At 53.1% G+C, this 19,318-nt stretch carries 16 protein-coding genes; 3 read left to right on the top strand and 13 right to left on the bottom strand.

The annotated features are described in order from the left end of the window. Positions 1–16: 16 nt before the first annotated feature. The gene (locus tag EJL02_RS12565; protein ID WP_164510420.1) at positions 17–4,441 is read right to left on the bottom strand and encodes an S-layer homology domain-containing protein; all 4,425 of its coding nucleotides are present in this window, start codon (positions 4,439–4,441) and stop codon (positions 17–19) included. A 290-nt stretch (positions 4,442–4,731) separates the two neighbouring features. Then, entirely contained in the window at positions 4,732–4,944 is a 213-nt protein-coding gene (locus EJL02_RS12560) for a helix-turn-helix domain-containing protein (RefSeq protein WP_125116710.1), read from the bottom strand. A 553-nt stretch (positions 4,945–5,497) separates the two neighbouring features. On the opposite strand from EJL02_RS12560, the gene EJL02_RS12555 reads away from it, so the two are divergent. After that, the gene (locus EJL02_RS12555) at positions 5,498–6,262 is read left to right on the top strand and encodes a hypothetical protein (protein ID WP_125116709.1); all 765 of its coding nucleotides are present in this window, start codon (positions 5,498–5,500) and stop codon (positions 6,260–6,262) included. Between the two features lie 173 nt (positions 6,263–6,435). Here EJL02_RS12555 and EJL02_RS12550 read toward each other — a convergent pair whose 3' ends face one another. From EJL02_RS12550 to EJL02_RS12515, 8 genes are all read right to left on the bottom strand, one after another. Next, on the bottom strand, positions 6,436–6,849 hold the full coding sequence (locus EJL02_RS12550; RefSeq protein WP_125116708.1) for a hypothetical protein: 414 nt from the start codon (positions 6,847–6,849) through the stop codon (positions 6,436–6,438). An 18-nt stretch (positions 6,850–6,867) separates the two neighbouring features. Continuing rightward, positions 6,868–7,911: an ABC transporter substrate-binding protein gene (locus EJL02_RS12545; protein ID WP_125116707.1), complete on the bottom strand. Its 1,044-nt coding sequence runs from the start codon at positions 7,909–7,911 to the stop codon at positions 6,868–6,870. A 19-nt stretch (positions 7,912–7,930) separates the two neighbouring features. Then, a complete protein-coding gene (locus tag EJL02_RS12540) occupies positions 7,931–8,716 on the bottom strand; it encodes an ABC transporter permease (RefSeq protein WP_125116706.1) in 786 nt (261 codons plus the stop codon). Beyond that, the gene (locus EJL02_RS12535) at positions 8,713–9,507 is read right to left on the bottom strand and encodes an ABC transporter permease (RefSeq protein ID WP_125116705.1); all 795 of its coding nucleotides are present in this window, start codon (positions 9,505–9,507) and stop codon (positions 8,713–8,715) included. Before EJL02_RS12535 ends, EJL02_RS12540 begins: the two co-directional genes overlap by 4 nt. Position 9,508: 1 nt before the next feature. After that, positions 9,509–10,285 (bottom strand): ABC transporter ATP-binding protein, encoded by a 777-nt coding sequence (locus tag EJL02_RS12530; RefSeq protein ID WP_125116704.1) that lies wholly within the window; start codon positions 10,283–10,285, stop codon positions 9,509–9,511. A 63-nt stretch (positions 10,286–10,348) separates the two neighbouring features. Further along, positions 10,349–11,740, bottom strand: coding sequence for a dihydropyrimidinase (hydA, locus tag EJL02_RS12525; RefSeq protein WP_125116703.1), 1,392 nt, complete (start codon positions 11,738–11,740; stop codon positions 10,349–10,351). A 91-nt stretch (positions 11,741–11,831) separates the two neighbouring features. Continuing rightward, entirely contained in the window at positions 11,832–12,056 is a 225-nt protein-coding gene (locus EJL02_RS12520) for a hypothetical protein (protein ID WP_125116702.1), read from the bottom strand. Between the two features lie 11 nt (positions 12,057–12,067). Further along, complete coding sequence (locus tag EJL02_RS12515; RefSeq protein WP_164510419.1) at positions 12,068–13,771, bottom strand: PucR family transcriptional regulator; 1,704 nt, start codon at positions 13,769–13,771, stop codon at positions 12,068–12,070. A 297-nt stretch (positions 13,772–14,068) separates the two neighbouring features. Here EJL02_RS12515 and EJL02_RS12510 point away from each other — a divergent pair, with 297 nt between their 5' ends. Then, positions 14,069–15,328: a M20 family metallo-hydrolase gene (locus EJL02_RS12510; protein ID WP_125116700.1), complete on the top strand. Its 1,260-nt coding sequence runs from the start codon at positions 14,069–14,071 to the stop codon at positions 15,326–15,328. Positions 15,329–15,465: 137 nt separating this feature from the next. Here the strand turns inward: EJL02_RS12510 and EJL02_RS12505 are convergent, their stop codons facing one another. Next, positions 15,466–15,813 carry a winged helix-turn-helix transcriptional regulator gene (locus EJL02_RS12505; RefSeq protein WP_125116699.1) on the bottom strand — a complete coding sequence of 116 codons (348 nt, stop codon included), beginning with the start codon at positions 15,811–15,813 and terminating at the stop codon, positions 15,466–15,468. Between the two features lie 142 nt (positions 15,814–15,955). On the opposite strand from EJL02_RS12505, the gene EJL02_RS12500 reads away from it, so the two are divergent. Continuing rightward, positions 15,956–16,501, top strand: coding sequence for a flavodoxin family protein (locus EJL02_RS12500; RefSeq protein ID WP_125116698.1), 546 nt, complete (start codon positions 15,956–15,958; stop codon positions 16,499–16,501). 245 nt (positions 16,502–16,746) lie between these two features. On the opposite strand, the gene EJL02_RS12495 is transcribed toward EJL02_RS12500, so the two are convergent. Together EJL02_RS12495 and EJL02_RS12490 are read right to left on the bottom strand one after the other, a co-directional pair. Continuing rightward, a complete protein-coding gene (locus EJL02_RS12495; RefSeq protein ID WP_125116697.1) occupies positions 16,747–17,958 on the bottom strand; it encodes a tyrosine-type recombinase/integrase in 1,212 nt (403 codons plus the stop codon). 148 nt (positions 17,959–18,106) lie between these two features. After that, positions 18,107–19,279, bottom strand: a complete 1,173-nt coding sequence (locus tag EJL02_RS12490; RefSeq protein ID WP_442858020.1) for a tyrosine-type recombinase/integrase — start codon at positions 19,277–19,279, stop codon at positions 18,107–18,109. Between the last annotated feature and the right edge of the window lie 39 nt (positions 19,280–19,318).

Raw genomic sequence — 19,318 nt, 5'->3', positions numbered from 1 at the left:
CTTATTTTACTTCCACTTAAATCCAATACTCGTTGCCGTCCACATCCAGCACATAATCATGCTCATGCGAAACCTCGGTCACCAGATCGACAGACGAAGTGACGTCCGGGAAATACTGAACATTGCCGCTGTAGTCCGTGGTATCCGGGCTGGTGTCGCGTCCGGTGAGCTGGCAGATCACCTTGGCAAACGTCAGTCGGGACACATCGCCGCTTACACCGGCGTTCGCACCCGTAACGTACTTCACCAGCGTATTCAGCTGCGCCGCCGTCGCCCAAATGCGAAGATAACCTTTATCCGTGATCTCATAGTTCACCTCATAGTCGGTATCCTCGGTCATTTGCGTCGTGTCGAATACACTGGCAGGCAGCACACCGATGGAAACGAAATACTTCGCTTCCTCCGGGATGGTGTACTCATAGTCCGGCACCGTCACCGTGCCACGCTCCAGCCAAGTATTGCCGCCGTTGGCAATCAGGCGGTACGCCACGGTGCACGCTTCCTGCAAGGAAATGCGGTCGCCCGGCCGCCAGTTGCCATCGCCGTAGCCATTGAATAGCTGATAATGAATATCCGTCACCGGTTCGCGGACTGCGCTGACGATCTCAACCTCCGGGGACTGGCCGGTCGCATTGCCGTTATCGCCTGCACCGGTCGCGTAGTTGACATAGGTTTTGCCGCCCGCGTCCGCTTTGAACTGCACGGTCAGCTTAACCTCGTGGAACGCGCCAGGCGCAATATCGCCCAGCTCCAAGGTGAACACCTTGTTTGCAAAGCTCCACTTATTGTTCAGTACGCCGTCCACATAGACGTTATCCTGCAATACAGGCGTCACCACCAACGTGTCCAGCGTGTCTTTCAGTACGACATTCTTCCACGGCTCCTTGCCGTTGTTGCCAACAATGATCGTAAAAGTCGCTATTTTCTGCTCATCGGCCGCGCCCTTGCTGACATTCACCACCGTCTTATCTACGTCCTTCGTGATATAGAAGCCGGTGGGGTCAGTAGGGTTTTGCGGCTCCACCTCCGGGACGGTCACGCCGTCATCGGTCGCCGTGCCGCTGCCGTTGTCACCAGACACGGTGACACTGTTTTGCAGCGTCGTACCGGCTGCTTCGTCAAGCACCTGTACATCAAAGGTTACGGCCATGCTCTCGCCTGCTGCGAGATCGCCCACCAGCACGGACAGCGCATTGCCGCTCAGCTTGTGCAGTGCAACTTTGCCGTCCAGATATACGTTGCCAACCAGTTTCACACCAGCCGGAAGCGTGTCATACGCCACAACGTTCCGCCAAGGTGCTGTGGCCTTATCACCGTTTTTCACGGTAATAGTGTAAGCAATGATATCGCCTACTTCGGCTTCGGCTACATTTGCGGACTTGCTGACGACCGGGTCAGCTTCGCCCTCGTCAATCTGCACGCCCGCGTCCGGCAGCGGTGTGGTGTCCTCGCCGTCATGTAGCACCGCCGTATTGACGATGAACTCGCCCTGCATGCCCTCGTCCACCGTCACGTCAAAGGTATACACCACCTGCGTGTCCGGCGCGATCGCGTAAGGCGTGAGCGTCAGCGTACGCAACGCAGCGTCATAGGAATATTCCGTCGTCGCCTGCCCGTCCTTCTGGACGTTTCCCGTGAAGGTCACGCCCTCGGGGAGCACATCGAGTACGGTCACGTCCGTCCAGTCCGCCGTTGCCAACGCGCCGTTTTGCAGCGTGATCGTGTAGGTGATCGTATCGCCCACGCGCGCCGTCGTCTTGTTAGCCGACTTTGCGCCCGCGCGGCCATCGGCACGACCTTCCTCGATGGTAACGCCCTCGTCTGTTGCTTCACCATCCGGCGCGTTGCTGCCGGAAGCAACCGCAGTGTTCTCGATCGTCATACCGTAGGCATTGCTGTTCACCAGCACATCAAAGCAGACCGTCTTGGTTTGGCCGGGCGCGATGCTGTCCAACGGAACGGTCAGTGTGCCGCTGGCATTGTCGTACTGATAGGCAGCGGAGTAGCCGTCCACTGTTACATTGCCGTAGAAGGTCAATCCGTCCGGGATAGCATCAGTCACCTTAGCATCGCGGATATTGACCTGCGCGCCCGCGCCGTTGGATACCTGCACCGTGTAGGTCAGCTTGTCGCCCACCTTGGCCGTCGCCGTGTTGACCGACTTGGTGATCGTCAGGTCGGTGCGGCCGTCTGCGACCACAACGCCGTCGTCCTTGTCCTGCACCGACTCGGTGTTGTCGGCGGTCAGGGTCGCAAGGTTCTGGATTGTGGTGTTGTAGGCGTCCTCGTTGACCGTCGCCACGAAAGATACCGTGCGGCTGGTGTCCGGCTCGATGCTGCCGACATTCACAGTCAGCAGGCGGCTTCCTTGCTCATAGGTGTAATCCGACGTATTCACACCGTCCAGCATAACAGAACCGTACTCGAACGTCAGGCCATCCGGGAGCACATCGCTCACCACCGCGTTCTGCACCGGCACAGTCGCCGTTTCACTGTTGGACAGCGTCAGCGTGTAGGTGATCTTGTCGCCCACGCTGGCAGCGGCCTTGTCCGCTGTCTTTTCGATGCTGGGACGGGCTTTGCCGTCGCCAACCGAAACGCCGTTGTCCTTACCCTCGGTGTCCGGGATATTGTCGCCCGTCATAATGGCCGTATTGTAAATCGTCTGGCCGTAAGCGGCATCATTGACCGTCACAGAGAACGTGACTGTCTTTTCTTTCGCCGGGGCGATGCTGTCCAGCGGCACCGTCAGGGTTCGACTTGCAGTGTCAAAAGAATACTTCGTTGTCGCTCCATCAAGCTGCACACTGCCGTCCACAAAATCCAGCCCAACCGGAATGATATCACTCATAGCGGCGTTCTCGATCTCGTAGACCGCACCTTCCGCGTTGCCGAGCGTGACTGTGTAGGTCAACTTATCGCCAACCTTGGCAGAAGACTTGTCCGCTTCCTTGGTGACGTAGGGCGCGGTGTCGCCCTTGTTGATATACACGCCGTCGTCCGTGTCCTCATACTTGCCAGTTTCGTTGCTGTCCTCATCCTTGATGATGCCGTTTGTCCCTTCGGCAACGGCGGTGTTGTAGATCATCTGGTTATACATATCCGCATTCACCTTAGCTTTGAAGGTCACCGTGACCGTCTGACCAGCGGCAATATCGCCCACCGGCACGGACAGCACGCCATCCTTGAAGCTGTGTTCCGCGGACTTGCCATCGACATACACGCTGCTGTCTACAAACGTCAGGCCGTCCGGGTTTGCATCGGTCAGCACGACTTCTTTCCACGCAGACGAAGCAGCTTTATTGTTGGACAGCTTGACCGTATAGGTCAAGGCATCACCCACGTTCGCGGTTTTGACGTTCACCGTCTTTTCGATGGATGGAATCGCATCACCGTTCGTGTACTGATAGGTGACTGTGCGGATATAGCCGCGGTACTCATAGGCCGGAATCGTCTTGGGTGCGGTCTCGGCCTTGCCTTCCGTCGTCACAGTCTCGGCCAGCTCCTTACCGCTGGCATCCACAAACTTCTCGATGATGATATTGTACTTGCCGTCGCGGTAAGACAGGCCGTGCCATTCCTCTGCACTGTGCGAAACCGTCGCTTCCATCAGGTCACAATAGCCCCAATGGGTTTCGGGCAGATCGTTGTACGGACATTTGACACCGAGCGCTTTCAGCTTGTCCAGCGTTACGCTGCGGTTAATCATGCCGTTTACCAGACGCACAACTTCGGCGCGGCTGATCGGCTCGTCCGGCCGGAAACTGCCGTCCAGGTAACCTTCCACCCAGCCTGCATTGGCTGCGGCATTGATATAGCTGTACGCCCAGTGACCGACCGGAACATCATCAAAGACGTTGCCACCCTCATAGTCCAGACCAGCAAAACGCGCGGCCATGACCGCGAACTCAGCGCGGGTCACCGGCTCGTCCGGCGAGAATTTGTGTTCGCCCGTGCCGTCCACAATACCGCTGTTGTACAGCGTTTCGACTTCCTTGTAGAACCAATGGCCGGTTTGTACGTCCTCAAACGTGCTGCCGGACATACGCCGCTGAAACGCCGGATAATCGCCGTCATACAAACGGTAGAACACGGTTGCGGCTTCCGCACGGGTCATAGATGCGTCCGCGCGGACACTTTCGTCCGGGTAGCCGACAATATAGGTCAGGTCCTTGTGCGAGTAGACGTACTCGACACTCTCGGTGTAATCGACGTAGGTGTAGTTCTCAATCTCCTGCGGCGACTTTTCTTCATGCGTGACACGGTAGGTTTCCGGCGCGGTGATCTCCTTGCCGTTTTCCGCGTCAAGGAACTTGGCCGTGACCTCGGCCAGTGTGCTTTCCGATGCGGCGAAGGCCGCAGACGGGAACGCTGACACCGCCAACAGCAGCGCGAGCCCCATAGAAGTTACCCGCTTGAAGCGTTTTTTCAAAAATTCCATTTTCTCATCCCTTTCTTTGTAGTTTTGTTCTCCCATCGGTTTGACCGCTGCATCTTGCTGCGCCAAAGCGCAGCGGTATCACCTCCCTTCCAGGAATTTTGTTATATAGAAAAAACCGCGTGATAATCCACGCGGTTTTTTGCACGGTGCTCCCCTGCCCGGAAGCTGTATTTTATTTGATTGCCCGACACAATGCTGTGCGGTACAGGAAAAGCAGAAATCCCAAACCACCAACCACGGGTAGTCTGGGATTTCTGTTTTTCCAATTTATATTTTTCATCTGCATCCGATCATTCGATTTCATCCTCCGGCGGCTCCATGCCCAACCAGTCCTCGAAGGACTTGCGGGAAATGCGGATCATGTTGCCGACGCGAACAGTCTTGAAGAGACCGGAGTTTGCCAGCTTATAAGCCGTTGTGCGGCCGACGCCGAGAATGGATGCAATGTCGTCCACGGTGTAAGTTCTGTTCTGGGGCGTCCGTTTTTCGTTCGATGTGTTCATAATAACCTCCTGTTTTCCATCGTCATTTTGACGAAGCCCGCGGGATTTTCCATCGGAAAATCGGCCTTATCCAACTCTCCTTGCTAATTTCTTGCTAATTTGACTTTTGAAAAGCCATGGTAAGCCGTTGTATTTCAAGGAAAATTGTGCAAGTTGACCAGCCGCCGGGCATCACAACTTGAAAAGATATGGTAAGGGAAGTTACTATATGGACAATTTACGAAATGGTTCGCCGTACTCCTAAGCGGTAGGCCACCAGTTAGAGTCTGGTCAGGGGTGCCAATTTGACTACGCGAAAGATTACGAAAGGGATCTTTCGCGTTTTTTCATAAACGCTCTCAGGAAAGTCGAAACTCATGCGACTTCTAGCAAATACTCTCGTTTTTCTACGGAACTTTTGCGAGTTGGAGGTTCAACCGTTAATGCAATAGAATTTGCTAATGCATTTATCTACATCCTACCTTGTTTTGTAGTTGGATGATTTCTTTTTTTATGATAGAATTAATAATAAAAATCCATCTCCATTACTCCCATCCACAACGGAGGTGTCGCTATGGAAAGGCTCCGCTCTTTGAACCGATTTCAAAAAGCAATCTTGATTCTGATGACTGCAATCGTGATCGTGTTTACGGTACTCTATCCGCTGACGATTTCCCGTGTAGGGTTTGCCTACCACGACGCAATTCTTATCCCCAATCAAGAAAATGGCAGCACCGTCTATTCCGGCAAGATCCAAGGGACAGAGGCTCATTTTACGGTATCCGCCGACAAGGCAGTGACGTTCCAATACGGTGACAAAACCTATGGGCCCTATACTGCGCAGGAAGATCCTTCCGCCATCCCTCAGGACAACGAACTCCGTGAATACATGACCGGTATCGAGCTTTTCTGCGGAAATGAAGTTCTGTTCCGCGGAGGTGTATTAGAGCATAGCGATTACTTGACACTGTTTCGAGAGGATGACAGTTTATACGATCTCGGAATTACGGTGACAGGGAGCAACGGAATTGTCATCGATGAAAACGGGGATAGGATCGACCCCATGGAGCCTTCCGCCTCTACCATACTTGAGATAATGGCCGGCCCCACGTTGACACATAAAGGTTCATGGCCGCCATGGATCGGCGGCGTATTGATCTGCGCGGTCACCGTACTTTCCATTTTGTTTGCAGACGAACTGTTCCGTTGGAATCTATCCTTCCGCATTCGGGATGTCGAGCAGGCAGAGCCATCGGATTGGGAAATCGCACAACGGTATATCAGCTGGATCGTTTTGCCCATTCTGGCGCTGGCACTCTTTATTATAGGCCTGCAATAACCTCTTTGGAATTTGCCCAACGCATAAACATACAACACTATTCAAATAGGGAAAGAGGCGCACGGTCCAATGGGCCGTGTGCCTCTTTCCTCTTACCGCAAGTATGGTTCCCGAAGGATCGGAACCCGCATGTTAGTGTCTGAAAAGTAGTCTCCCTTCGGATTGCTGCATCCTCACTTGGGAGAAGGATGACGGGCATTCTGCAGCATATCCCGGACATCGCTTGCATCAACCAGATAGATGGGTTCTTCCTTGTTGTCTGCCTGACGCACGATCATCAGAAATCCGCCGCTGAACTCATTGAGGCGGATCGCTTCATTCCGCTCGTGGCGGGTATGTCCGTGAAACAGCTGCTGCACCGCTTTTCCGCCGCGTACATAAGCGTAGATGAACATAGCATTTCGAAGCATCGGCGGCAGCAGACTGCGTAGCGCAGAGTCTTTTTCCAACTCGAGAATCACCGGCCATTCGCCTGCATCATAGCGCAGCGTACGGCATTCAACCGGAATCGTCCGAACTTTGGTATAGTCCATCAGATCGCTCAACTGAACATGCGGCGCTTCGCCATAGGCTATCTTCCTGCTCATGTCATGCTTCCTTTCCGATTATTCCGCTACCGCAGCTTCCCAGTAAGAGGTATCGACCGATTCGGTATAATCCACCTTCTCATTGAGCAACGTGTATTCGCAGCCGAGGTCAATCGTTTTCTGTGCTTCCTCGGGATCGATCCAGCCGATTTTGTCCGGACCAATGTCTTCCGGGCAAACCGCCTTGGCCGCTTCCGTGCACATATCGATCTGGTGCTGGAGCGATACGCTCTGGCCGGCATCCCAGCAAATCTGACCGGCTTCCTCCGGATCCGCGCATGCATCCCGCCAGCCCTTGACCGTTGCACGAATAAAAGCGGTCAGGGTGTCGCTGTTGGCCTCTGCCCATTCGCGATCAACAAACAGGCAATCCTCATACATATTGACGCCCTCATCGTTCATGTTGATGACGTTGAGATCGTCCGCGCTGTAACCGTTGTCCAGAACCAAATGATATTCGTTATAGCTCATGGCAGATGCCGCATCGAGCTGATCGTTGTAAAACGCATCCATCGTGAAGTCCTGCTGCACCCATTCGACGTCGTTATCACGGTCGATGCCGTATTTGCCAAGCAGCGCATAGATTTCATACTGTTGTCCGCCAAACCAGCTGCCGATACGCTTGCCCTTCAGATCGGCCGGAGAGTTGATGCCGGCCGACTTTTTGGAGACAAGGTATAGCGGGCTGTCCTGATACCACTGGGCGACGTTGATCAGATCATAGTCGGCTTCACGGTAGGAGAGAATATCCGTGTAAAAGCCGTTGCCGAGCTGCACAACGCCGTTTTCCACCTGCTCCGCAGGGGAGACATCGGAAGAACCGGGCAGGATTTCGACTTCCAGCCCCTCGTCCTCATAATAACCCTTGGACTGCGCGACATAATAGCCCATGAATTCGCCCTGCGGCAGCCAGGAAAGCTGCAAGCTCAGATGCGTCAGGCCGTCTTCTCCCGCGGTTTCCGCCTGTGCCGTCTCATCGTTTCCGCCGCCGCAGCCTGTCAGCAGGCTGCACATCACAGCACCGAGCAGTGCCGCAGAAAGCCATCTCTTTTTGTGTTTCATCTTTATTTCCTCCTTTTCATCACCGGCTGCGCTCTTTGAGTGCGCGCCGCTCAATCAATGTGATAACGAAATAAATAAAAATACTGACCGCAGCTGCGGCAATGATATAGGCCCAGCCGAGTACCTTCTGATTGCCGATCTTGAGGGACGTCTTGATCATATAGCCCAGGCCCTGCGACTCAGTCGAAAAGAACTCGCTGATGATGGCGGAGATCATTGCCGTCACCACGTTTGTCCGCAAGCCCACGAACAGGCGCGGCAAACAATTGGGCAGTTGCAAGAAAAAGAACTGTACTGAATCCGACGCCGCATAGGAATACATCAGATCCCGTGAAAACACCGGCAGATCGTTCATTCCCTTATAGGCATTGACCGACATCGCGCCGATGCAGGCAATGGTGACCACAGCCGCTTTGGCGCAGAAGCTGGACTCGAACCAACGGTTCATGATCGGCGCCATCGCGACGACCGAGATCGAATTGATTGCGACCAGGAGCGGCAGCATGCCCTGAAAGATTCTGGGTTTAACGGATGCGATCGCCGCAGAAAGGAATCCGAGGAACGAACCCAGGATCAAGCCAAGCAGCGCAACCGAGACGGTCGTCCAACCGTTTTCCACGATTTTATCCAGATTCCGTGCGAACTGCGTACAGATCTGCGTCGGCAGCGGAAGCTGCGCCGTCGTGAACCCAAAAATCTGGTGGATCGCCTTTGTTTGCAGCAATGCGATAATCAGCACCAGAAAAGCCACCGGCAACAGCACCGAAAGCATCCGCCACCGCAGCGTTTGAGTCCGTGCTTTCATGCTGATTTCTCCTTTCCTGCCTCGCCGCGGTCCCAAGGCACCAGAATAAACTCGGCGAGCGTCACAATGTTATAGGAGATCACGCCCAGCAGCGCGCCCAGCACAACCGCGGGCCAGAACGCACCCAGTGCACCGCCGCCGGCCAGAGAATACACAATGATTTGTCCGATACCGTCCTGCACGCTGAGCGTATCCACCAGAATGGAGGCTGTGACCGCAAGCGGCGCAGCAATCTTCATGCCGGCAAACAGATACGGCAGCGCACTGGGCAGGATCAGGAACCGGTATAGCTGCCACTTACTGCACGCATAGGAATACATGAGTGTCTGCTGGTCGGTGCGGACCGCTTTGAATCCGCTGAGCAGATTGATCGAAATCGGGAAAAACGACATATACGCCGCGATGACAATGCGCGCTGTGTCCAGATCTTTGACCAGGCTGAAAATGATCGGCGCCAATCCGAGGATTGGGATCATCTGGCTGAGCAGAAGATACGGCAAAAGCGTGGTCTCAATCAAACGCGACAAGCTCATCAATACCGCCAGAAGGAAGGCGAATGCCGCGCCAATGGCAAAGCCGATCGCCGCCCGCGAGAAGGTGATTCCTGCTTCGGTCAGCAGATGTGGTGCATCGGCCACAAACTGCTGCAAAATCAGCGAGGGCGCCGTCAGCTTTTTCTCTGCGTTCGGATCATGCAGCAAGTACAGCATGATGTCCGCCACCGCTTCCCACAGGACAAAAAAGCCGATGATCCAACAGACGGTATTCAGCGTTTTTTTGCGTCCTGCCATATCAGATCGATCCCCCTTCAAAATCGTTCCGGATGCGGCCAACCAATTCGAAAAACTGCTCCGAATTGCGCATGCTGTCCGTCCGCGGACGCGTCAGCGTGATCGGTTCGATCGCCGTCAGACGGCCGGGATGCGGAGAGAGAACGAAGACGCGGTCGGACAGATACACCGCTTCGGCAATGCTGTGGGTGACAAAAACAATGGTTTTGTTGGTTTTGCGCCAGATGTGCAGCAGGTCGTTATGCAGTTTTTCCTTGGTGAACTCATCCAATGCGGAAAAGGGTTCATCCATCAGCAGGATATCCGGCTGGATGGCCAGCGCCCGCGCAATGCCGACGCGCTGCTGCATGCCGCCGGAAAGTTGCTTCGGATAATGGTTTGCAAATGAGGTCAGGCCGACCAGCTCCAGCATCTCACTGATGCGGCTCTCCTGCTCTGCGCGGGATAAGTGCATGATCTGGAGCGGCAGGCGCACATTTTCGCGCACCGTGCGCCAGTCATAGAGCACCGGGCTCTGGAACACCATACCGTATTTCAGTTTTTTGCGCGCCTGTGCGGGCGTTTCGCCGCCAATGCTGATCTCACCCGATGTCGGCGCGAGCAGATCCGCGATGATGCGAAGCAGTGTGGTTTTGCCGCAGCCGGACGGTCCCAGCAGGGAGATGAATTCCCCCTTCTCAATATCGAAAGAAACATCCTGCAGCGCAGTGATCTCCTGACCTTTGCGGTCCCGATAGACCATGCCGACGTTTTTTGCTGAAATCTCCGCTGTGCTCATGTTGAAAACCTCCCTGAAAAGGCAAGAACAGCAAACCCTGTTCCGGCCTGTATACGAAACGAATTAACGATACATCGTTCCAAAGGGCTTGCGGGGAATGAATTCGCCCTGTCCCTTCTCTCCGATGTACTTGCCATCCTTCACGGCCAGCTGCCCGCGCAGGAACACCTTATCCACATGGCCGATCTGCTCCATGCCTTCATAAGAGCAGTAGTCTACACCGTGCAGCATATCCGCATTGGTGATCACCGACTTGCCGCGCGGATCATACAGGACGATATCCGCGTCATACCCTGCGCTGAGGAAGCCTTTGCGATGATCCAAACCGGCATTGCGCGCCGGGGATGCCGCAAACAAATCAACCAGCTTCTGCCGCGTGATACGGCCTGCTTCGACGCCATAGGTCCAAAGGACAGCCAAGCGGTTCTGCAGACCGGGTGCGCCGTTCGGAATGTTGCGGAAATCATCGATGCCAACATGCTTGTCATGCGCCCAGTCAAAGCCGCAGTGGTCGGACGAAACCGCGTTGATCGTGCCCAAATTCAGGCCCTTCCACAGCGCTTCCCGATGTTCGGCCGTGCGCAGTGCCGGCGAGCAAACATACTTCGCGCCCTCAAAATCCGGCTTTGCCAGATTGGAAGCATCCAGCGTCAGATAGTGCGTGCAGGTTTCGCCGCATACCCGCTGGCCTGCCTCTCTTGCGCGCGCCACTTCCTCGAGCGCCTCCTTGCAGGTGACATGTACAATATAGATCGGCGCTTCCGCGATCTTCGCCAAGTGGATGGCGCGTGCCGTGGCTTCCGCTTCGACCATCGGCGGACGGGACAGGACATGTCCAAACGGCTCGGTATGGCCCAGCGCGATGTTGCGCTTTTCCAGAATGTCAACGGCATCCGCATTCTCCGCATGCACCATCACGGTGATGCCGCAATCCTTTGCCTTCATCAGCGCCTTCAGAATTGCTTCATCATCCGCATGGAAGAACTGACCTTTGTATGCCATAAACAGCTTCATGGTCGGATAGCCCGCCTCGACCAGCGACGGAATCTCGTCGATCACTTCGGGGCGCGGGTCGGTCATGACAATGTGGAACGCATAGTCCGCCATTGCGATGCCGTCCGCCTTTTCTTTGCGGTAATTTTCGATCGACTCGATCAGTCCCTTATCCTTGACCTGATTGACAAACTCGATCACCGTTGTCGTACCGCCTGCCACAGCGGCATTGGATGTTTCAAAGCCTCTTGTGCAAGTGCCCTTGAAGGTAAAGGAAAAATGCACATGCTGATCAATGCCGCCGGGCAGAACATATTCGCCACTTGCATCGATCACTTCGTCAGCAGCCACATCGAGATTCTGTCCAACCGCTGCAATCTTTTCGCCGTCGATCAGAATGTCGCCGACAAACTCGTTGGACGTGGTAACGATCGTTCCGTTTTTGATCAGCGTTTTGCTCATGAAAATCACCTTTGCATGATAGAGTAGTAGTTATTAGAGCCCCTCTCCAAGGGCTTTTCACGCGTACGGCATGTTTCCCCGATCGCGCGCATCAAAAATTCTCCTTGCGGTCAAAGCCATGCGCTGTATCGGAATGCCGCAAATAAAAAAACGCGAATGAAGCCAAATTTGACTTCATTCGCGTCATTGCGTTTCCCTTTGAACGCTTTCTATTATACGGATTTGCACCCCACATGGATACATCAATGTGCACAAAAATCAATGGCATGGCACAACACTCTGCACAAACCGAACTGTCATTTTCACCAATGTCCATGCAGTACCCTCTTATGCCCTGTCCGGCTCCGCCGCATGCAGCTCCGGATGCTCCAACAAACGCATGGCATGAATGCCCATCTGCAATTTCAGCATATTTTCATAATCATCCATATCCAGAGAGAGGATCTCTCGGATCTTGTCCAGCTGATACAACAGCGTATTTCGGTGCACATGAATTTCAGTCGCCGTTTTGCTGACATTGAAGCGATTCTTGACATAGCTTTCCAACGCGTTGACATAGTTGCATTGGTTTTCCAAATCAAATCGGTGCAGCGGCGCGATGGTCTCTTCATATAGCGCCCGGATATCCGATTCACTCATTGTGGTAGACAACAGATAATAGATCTGGTACTCATCAAACGTATACAGCCGCTCGTCCGGCGCCAAGCGGCTGCCCATCTGAATGCAGCTGAGTGTCTGGCTGAACGCCACCGAGATTTTTTCCGGCTCCGTACTGCAATCACTGATCCCAATCCGGACCGGCGCTTCATATTGCAGCAGCAATGCGGCAAGCGCCTGCGCAATCTGCTGCGCATCCGCAGACAGTGTGCGCGAATTGGTCTGCGGCGCGGCCAGCAGAAAGATGGTAACACAGCTTCGGAACGAGGTGCAATAACACAGATATCCCTGCTGCTCGGCCAGGCGGTCGCACTCGGACTGCAGCAGATCGCGCAGCACATTGCGCCGGCTGAACGTCAGATTTTCGAAATGCTCCAACGTGACATTGATGCACACCCGCTTGCGTGTATAATCAAACCCATTGACCGTGCACAAGGTCTGTATGCTTTCAAGCGGTGTTGTAGAAGAGAGCAGCACCTTGTTGACAAACTCACTTGTTTCCTCCTGCGGCTCGTTATGCGACAGGTGATTCCATGCAAAATGCAGCGCAAGCAGCGGACAAATGCTTTCCAGAATGTGATACTGCTCCTTGCCGAGCGGCTGCATGCATTCGGGCACCACAAAAAATCCCCAAAGCTGCTCCCCGGTGCGGATGGCTGCAAGGACGACAGCCAAGGTGCGGCCCTGCACCGTCAGCGTCATGCGATGCGTGCGCAGTTTCTGGCGCCAGCACTGCTCGATCTCCTGCATGCGCTCGGCATGGAACAGGGGTTTGCCAAACGAAAGCTGGAAGAACTCGGCCAAATGATCCGGATTGTCCACAAGGTTCTCCATGGCGAGCAGTTCCCCGCCAGCATTGGCCAGCAAGACCGGATTGTTCAAAATCCGGCTGACGTCATACAGCGTGCGATTGAGATCCTGATGGGTGGAAAACGTATGCACCAGTTTGCTGTATACCTCGCAAAGGCGCTGGGTCTCCGTCAGCCGCTGCTCAAACACCTGTTTGTGGATTTCATAGGCAAGGTCGCAAAAGCGCACTTCATACGGCAGGGCAAAGACCGGAAAATCCAATTCGTTGCCCGCCTCAATGAATGCGGCCGGAATCGCATCATAATACCGATGCAGCTTGATGCCCAAACCGGCACAGCCGCGGCGGTTCAGCTCCGCGACCAGCGTCTTCTGCATTTCCGGATGCTTGCTTGTGATAAATCCCGCGTCCACTACCAGCTCGCCGCCGCGCAACCACGAGATGATTTCCGGGGTATCAACAATGCTGAACGAGTTGACTTCACGCTGCAACCCGCGAAACCCTGCAACGCAGGTCATTTTGCAGCATTCCGACTGCGCGGAGAATTGCTCCAGTGTCAATACCATATCCGTAATCCCCTTTCGTTTGATCCTCCGGCGACGCATTTTGTCTGTAAGCCGTTTTGCATGGAAACTGGCCGGTTGCCCGACAGAGCCGCGGGGCAAAATGCGTTTTTGATACTATTATTTTATCATGTGCGCCCCCGTATCGCAATGAAGCAATTGCATGATTTTGTGCGGATTGCTGAATTATATTACAAGAATTGGGCAGATTGCACTGTGTCATCTCCTCCCGCAATGCTATAATGAGACAAAAATCAGTGCAGGCGGAACAGCCGGACTGCACGATGGGAGGGATTTTCCATGCTGCCCCAAGCAGACAAAAACAACATTCGCACCGGTCTGCAAACGCTCGCCCAATTCGACAGCGCACCCGAACAGGCAGGTACCACCCGCGTTCTGTTTTCCGACGAAGAGAACAAAGCCCGTTCCTATATCAAAGATTTGATGCAGCAAACCGGTATGACCGTACAGGAAGATGCCATCGGCAACATCTTCGGCACGCTGGCTGGAAATGATCCGGATGCCGCACCGGTCTGGAGCGGTTCGCATATCGACACGGTGATCAACGCAGGCATGTATGATGGTATGGCCGGTGTCATCGGCGCCATCGAAGCCTGCCGGATGATCCGTGCATCGGGTGAGGCGCATCAGCGCCCGATCACGGTCGTGGTTTTTGCCTCCGAAGAACCCACCCGATTCGGCACTGGTTGCATCGGCAGCCGCGCTATGGCCGGTCATTTATCATTGGAACAGACCAAAGAGCTGTATGATGATAACGGCATCTCCCTGTACAGCGAACTGGAACGTCTGGGATATACCAAACTGGACTATGACGCTGTCCGCAAGCATAAGGGCGATGTATTTGCCAGTGTGGAACTGCACATCGAACAGGCGCCTGTGCTGGAGCAGCTCGGCATCCCCATCGGGCTGGTCACCGGAATCTGCGCGCCGACCTATATCCATGTCACACTCAAGGGCGAACAAAAGCACGCCGGTTCTACTCCGATGAACGCCCGACACGACGTTGTCCCCGCAGCCGCGGACATCATCCTACAGCTGGAACATCTGGCCCGCTCCTACGGCAACACCCACACGGTTGCAACTGTGGGCAAAATTCAGGTTTTCCCCAACGCCTCCAATGTGATTGCAGGCGAGATCCGTTTTACGATCGACATCCGGGACATCAGCAAGGAAACCAAGCAGGAATTGACCAAAAACATCTGCAATTATATCCAAGTGGTCGCAAAATTGCGGCATCTGGATGCAAAATACAGCGTAGATACAGATGATCTGCCGCATATGTCCGACCCCAAAGTGCTCCATGTGCTGGAGGATACCTGCCAGTCCCTGCAAATCCCCTATCACAAGATGACCAGCGGCGCATATCACGACTCTCTTCTGGTTGCCGAATTTGCCCCAATGGCGATGATCTTCGTGCCCAGCAAAGACGGCATCAGCCACGATCCGGCAGAATACACCAGCATCGCAGAGATTGCCTGCGGCGTAGATGTTCTGGCCAATGCATTGCTCCACTTGGCCAATATGCAGTCGCTTAATTAAACGAGTTCGAGCTCTCTGCCGTAAAGATGGACGAAACGCTCCTTTTAGGCAAACTTAAATTCTGCCACCACTCCTTTTTCTCTATATATTAACGCAAAGCGTCTGATTGCAATTGCAATCAGGCGCTTTGTGTCTTTTCACAACCTGTTTTGTTCGCCCCACTCACACATCTGATCCAAAATCGGAATCAGCGATTTCCCGCGCGCTGTCAAGCTGTACTCTACCTTGGGCGGGATCTGAGGATATTCCTCCCGATGCACCAACTGATCCGCTTCCAGTTCCTTCAGCGTGGAACTGAGCGTCTTATAAGAAATGCCGCCGATATATTTTTTCATCTCGTTGAACCGCACCACGCCAAAACACATCAGCGCATACAGAATTGTCATCTTATACTTGCCGTTGATGAGGGATAGCGTATAGCTGAACCCTGTATCTGCCAAATTTGCGCTGGAAATACAAGCCTGATATTGCTCGGTGTCCTTCATAGATACTTTCCTCCCGGTAAGTACAATACCTTTATGCAAGTATCGCACTAAAATGTGCGTACTTGCTCTTTTTCCCATTCCTGCTATGATTGTAATATCAAATACAGGTTGTGTCAACCTTGGTCAAATAAGGAGGATTCAAATGAGTAAGAAAATCGTTGTCATCACCGGCAGCCCCCGCAAAAACGGCAACAGCTTTGCTATGACGGACAGCTTTATCCGGGCGGCAGAACAGAAAGGCCACTCTGTCACCCGCTTTGATGCCGCGATGATGCAGATCGGCGGCTGCCACGCGTGTGAAACCTGCTTCAAAACCGGCAAGGCCTGCTCTTTTGATGATGATTTCAATCAGATTGCTCCGGCCATTCTCGAAGCTGACGTTCTGGTCTTTACCATGCCGGTCTACTGGTATTCCATCCCGGCCCAGATCAAAGGAGTGATCGACCGAATCTACTCCCTTGTGGTCGGCGGCAAGGACATTGCCGGAAAAGAATGCGCTCTGATTGCCTGCTGCGAGGAAGCAGATCTGTCCGTGCTCGATGGAGTGCGCATTCCCATGGAACGCACCGCTGCTTTGAACAAGTGGACCATGGTAGGCGAAGTGCTCGTTCCCGGCGTGCTGAACCCCGGCGATATCGACAAGACCGACGGCTGCCGGCAAGCCGCCGCACTGGCAAACAAAATCTGACCAAAAAATCCGCGACCTTGGACTGTACCTGCCCATTGAAAAAGAAAAACCCCGGAACCATACGGTTTCCGGGGTTTTGGTACGCTTTTGATAAAATTTAGCGCTTGCTGAACTGCGGAGCGCGACGAGCGGCTTTGAGGCCGTACTGCGCGAGTTTTAGAGCCGATTTTCCTTGATATTCCGGGCTTTTCCGGCTTTTTAGCTCTCGGTTATCCTATGTGGTAACCACAAAAAACAGGGGGTTTTCATTGAGCTGGAGCCTGATGGAAAGCACCGTTTACCACCCCAAACAGCTCCTCTGGTTTATTGTACTTCACCTTGGCGTAGATGTCCATAGTTGTTTTGCTGTTTTCATGTCCAGCAAGGTATTGGACGGTCTTTGGATCAACACCAGCATAGAGAAGATTGGTGATGTAGGTATGTCGCAGCTGATGCGGGGTTACATCAAAGTCCAGCGTATATCTGATTTTGGGTTGATTTTTCTGGGTCATGCCCAGCGTTGGGGTAACCGTGTATTTGATACTCTGACCATTCACATACTTATAATAGTTGCGGGGCTTGGTGGACCGGACAACTACGTACTTCCATACTCGCTGAAACTGGGATGCAGCCAACGGCTCTCCGTTGCTGTCTGCAACCACATAGTCCGAATGGGAAGTTTCCTTGGCTTCCCGCAGACAATCCACCAGACACTTGGGAATCGGAATATCCCTTTTGGCTGCTTTACTCTTTAGTACCGTAGAAACCACGGGTCTGTTATGCTCCGTACGCCATGCTCGCCTTACCGATAGATAAGGTGTAGGCTCGTCCAGAAATACACAGTCCCATTGCAGCGCGAGGATTTCTTCTCGGCGCAAACCGGAATACAATCCAAGCATAACAAATAGGTAGGGCGGAAGCCCTTTGACTGTATCCAGAAGCACGGCTACCTGTTGATCTGTCAATGCCTCCCTCTTTTTTGCTGGCTTTCCGCCCTTGCCCGATATTCCCTCACAGGGATTGTGTTCGAGAATTTGGCTCCGTTCTGCCGTGTAAAAAACACATTTTAGGAGCATATTTACCTTATTATACAGTCCCTCTGATTTTTTCGACAGCGGAACAAGCGCCAATCGAATATCATCCGAAGTGACCTCCTCCATATACATCTCGCCCAAGGGTTTGATGATATAGTTTTTCATGTCCCTCGTATAACCTCTGAGCGTAGAGGCAGAAACCTTTGCCGACTGCATCAACAGCCACTTTTCGCAATACTCTGCCACCGTTGGATGCTGACGATGAAAGATGATCTCCTCCACCTGCCGTCGCGCCTCTAATTCCTTCTCATATAATTCCTCGCAAGTAGTGGCGTACAGACTCACCTGCTTGCCATCTGCGTCCATAATCCGGGTCCTGTAATACTGGATTCCTTTTAATGTAATGGTTCCATACTTCGGGACCTCTGGTTTCTTTTTAGCCATCTTCGATCTTCCTTTCCTGATAATGTGCAGTTTCCGTATCTACACTCTCTTTTTATCAGAAAGCCCTAATTTAATCAAAGATACGGCCTGGGCAAAACAAAGAGCGAGACATCCTTGCCTCGCTCCTGTTTCACTTCCTATTTTATTGTTATACTGCTTCCCAGCTTGCAAATGCGCCGCTCATTGACCTCACCAGCTCGTCCGGCCTGTTGTATTTGACCTTTGCATAGATGTCCATGGTAATCTTGCTGCTTTCATGACCTGCCAGGTATTGAACTGTTTTGGGATCTACCGACGCATGAATGAGGTTGGTGATGTAGGTATGCCGCAGCTGATGTGGAGTAACCTCAAAATCCAAGCTGTAAATCACCTTACCATTATGGGCTGCCTTTTCTCCAAGAACAGGGGTAACCGTATGTTTTACACGCTTTCCATCTTCGTACCGATAATACGACCGTTCTTTAACGGTTCTGGTAACAATATACTGCCAGAGCCGCTTAAACTGTGTGTAAGACAGCGGTTCGCCATCCCGGTTTGAAACTACATACTCCGAAGTCGAGGTTGCTTTTGCCGCTTTCAAGCACTCTGCTAAACAAACAGGGAGAGGGATATTTCTCTCCGCAGCCTTTGTTTTCAATTCATCCAGGATGACCGGTCTGTTATGCTCTGTGTGCCATGCCCGCCTTACAGTCAGGTATGGGGTATCCGTATCCAGATATACAGAATCCCATTGCAGTGCAAGAATTTCTTCTCGTCGCAGGCCAGCATACAAGCCGATCATGACAAACACATAAGGTGGCAAACCTCGGATAGCATCTAAAAGACGTTCTACCTGTTCGTCTGTCAAAGCCTGCCGATCCTCTTGAGGAACGCCGCCTCCTTTTGTCGTTAGATGAATTGTCGGGTTGTGGTCGATAATCCGGCTTTCCATTGCTGAACGAAAGATAGACTTATAAAGAATCACCACGGACTTGTAAACCGATACGGATTTCTTAGAAACTGGAACGAGAGCAAGCTGAATATCGTCCAGGCTAACCTCTCCCATCCGCTTATCTCCCAGTTCCGCAATGATATGCCGTCTGACCTTTGAAGTATAGTCCGTCAAGGTGGTTGCTCGCACATGGACCGATTGCATCAGCAGCCACTTTTCACAATACTCGGCCACCGTGGGCGTTTTCCGATGGAAAGTAGCATTTTCAATCTGCTCCAACGCAATCGTTTCTCTTTTGTAAAGTTCTTCAGGTGTTTTTGCGTAAAGAGCAATGAGCTTTCCGTTCGCATCTTTGATTCTGGTCCTATAATACAGGACACCCTTTTTCATGACGGTGCCATATTGAGGAATTATTGTTTGCCGTTTGGC

It is taken from the genome of Agathobaculum sp. Marseille-P7918 (genome assembly GCF_900625105.1).
Lineage (GTDB): Bacteria > Bacillota > Clostridia > Oscillospirales > Butyricicoccaceae > Agathobaculum.
Note: the sequence above shows the minus strand (reverse complement) of the source record. Positions and strands in the feature narration are given on the sequence as shown.

Coding starts and splice junctions, on each gene's coding strand:
- EJL02_RS12565 (WP_164510420.1), bottom strand. CDS start 4,441: ATGGAATTTTTGAAAAAACGCTTCAAGCGGGTAACTTCTATGGGGCTC.
- EJL02_RS12560 (WP_125116710.1), bottom strand. CDS start 4,944: ATGAACACATCGAACGAAAAACGGACGCCCCAGAACAGAACTTACACC.
- EJL02_RS12555 (WP_125116709.1), top strand. CDS start 5,498: ATGGAAAGGCTCCGCTCTTTGAACCGATTTCAAAAAGCAATCTTGATT.
- EJL02_RS12550 (WP_125116708.1), bottom strand. CDS start 6,849: ATGAGCAGGAAGATAGCCTATGGCGAAGCGCCGCATGTTCAGTTGAGC.
- EJL02_RS12545 (WP_125116707.1), bottom strand. CDS start 7,911: ATGAAACACAAAAAGAGATGGCTTTCTGCGGCACTGCTCGGTGCTGTG.
- EJL02_RS12540 (WP_125116706.1), bottom strand. CDS start 8,716: ATGAAAGCACGGACTCAAACGCTGCGGTGGCGGATGCTTTCGGTGCTG.
- EJL02_RS12535 (WP_125116705.1), bottom strand. CDS start 9,507: ATGGCAGGACGCAAAAAAACGCTGAATACCGTCTGTTGGATCATCGGC.
- EJL02_RS12530 (WP_125116704.1), bottom strand. CDS start 10,285: ATGAGCACAGCGGAGATTTCAGCAAAAAACGTCGGCATGGTCTATCGG.
- hydA (WP_125116703.1), bottom strand. CDS start 11,740: ATGAGCAAAACGCTGATCAAAAACGGAACGATCGTTACCACGTCCAAC.
- EJL02_RS12520 (WP_125116702.1), bottom strand. CDS start 12,056: ATGGACATTGGTGAAAATGACAGTTCGGTTTGTGCAGAGTGTTGTGCC.
- EJL02_RS12515 (WP_164510419.1), bottom strand. CDS start 13,771: ATGGTATTGACACTGGAGCAATTCTCCGCGCAGTCGGAATGCTGCAAA.
- EJL02_RS12510 (WP_125116700.1), top strand. CDS start 14,069: ATGCTGCCCCAAGCAGACAAAAACAACATTCGCACCGGTCTGCAAACG.
- EJL02_RS12505 (WP_125116699.1), bottom strand. CDS start 15,813: ATGAAGGACACCGAGCAATATCAGGCTTGTATTTCCAGCGCAAATTTG.
- EJL02_RS12500 (WP_125116698.1), top strand. CDS start 15,956: ATGAGTAAGAAAATCGTTGTCATCACCGGCAGCCCCCGCAAAAACGGC.
- EJL02_RS12495 (WP_125116697.1), bottom strand. CDS start 17,958: ATGGCTAAAAAGAAACCAGAGGTCCCGAAGTATGGAACCATTACATTA.
- EJL02_RS12490 (WP_442858020.1), bottom strand. CDS start 19,279: ATGAAAAAGGGTGTCCTGTATTATAGGACCAGAATCAAAGATGCGAAC.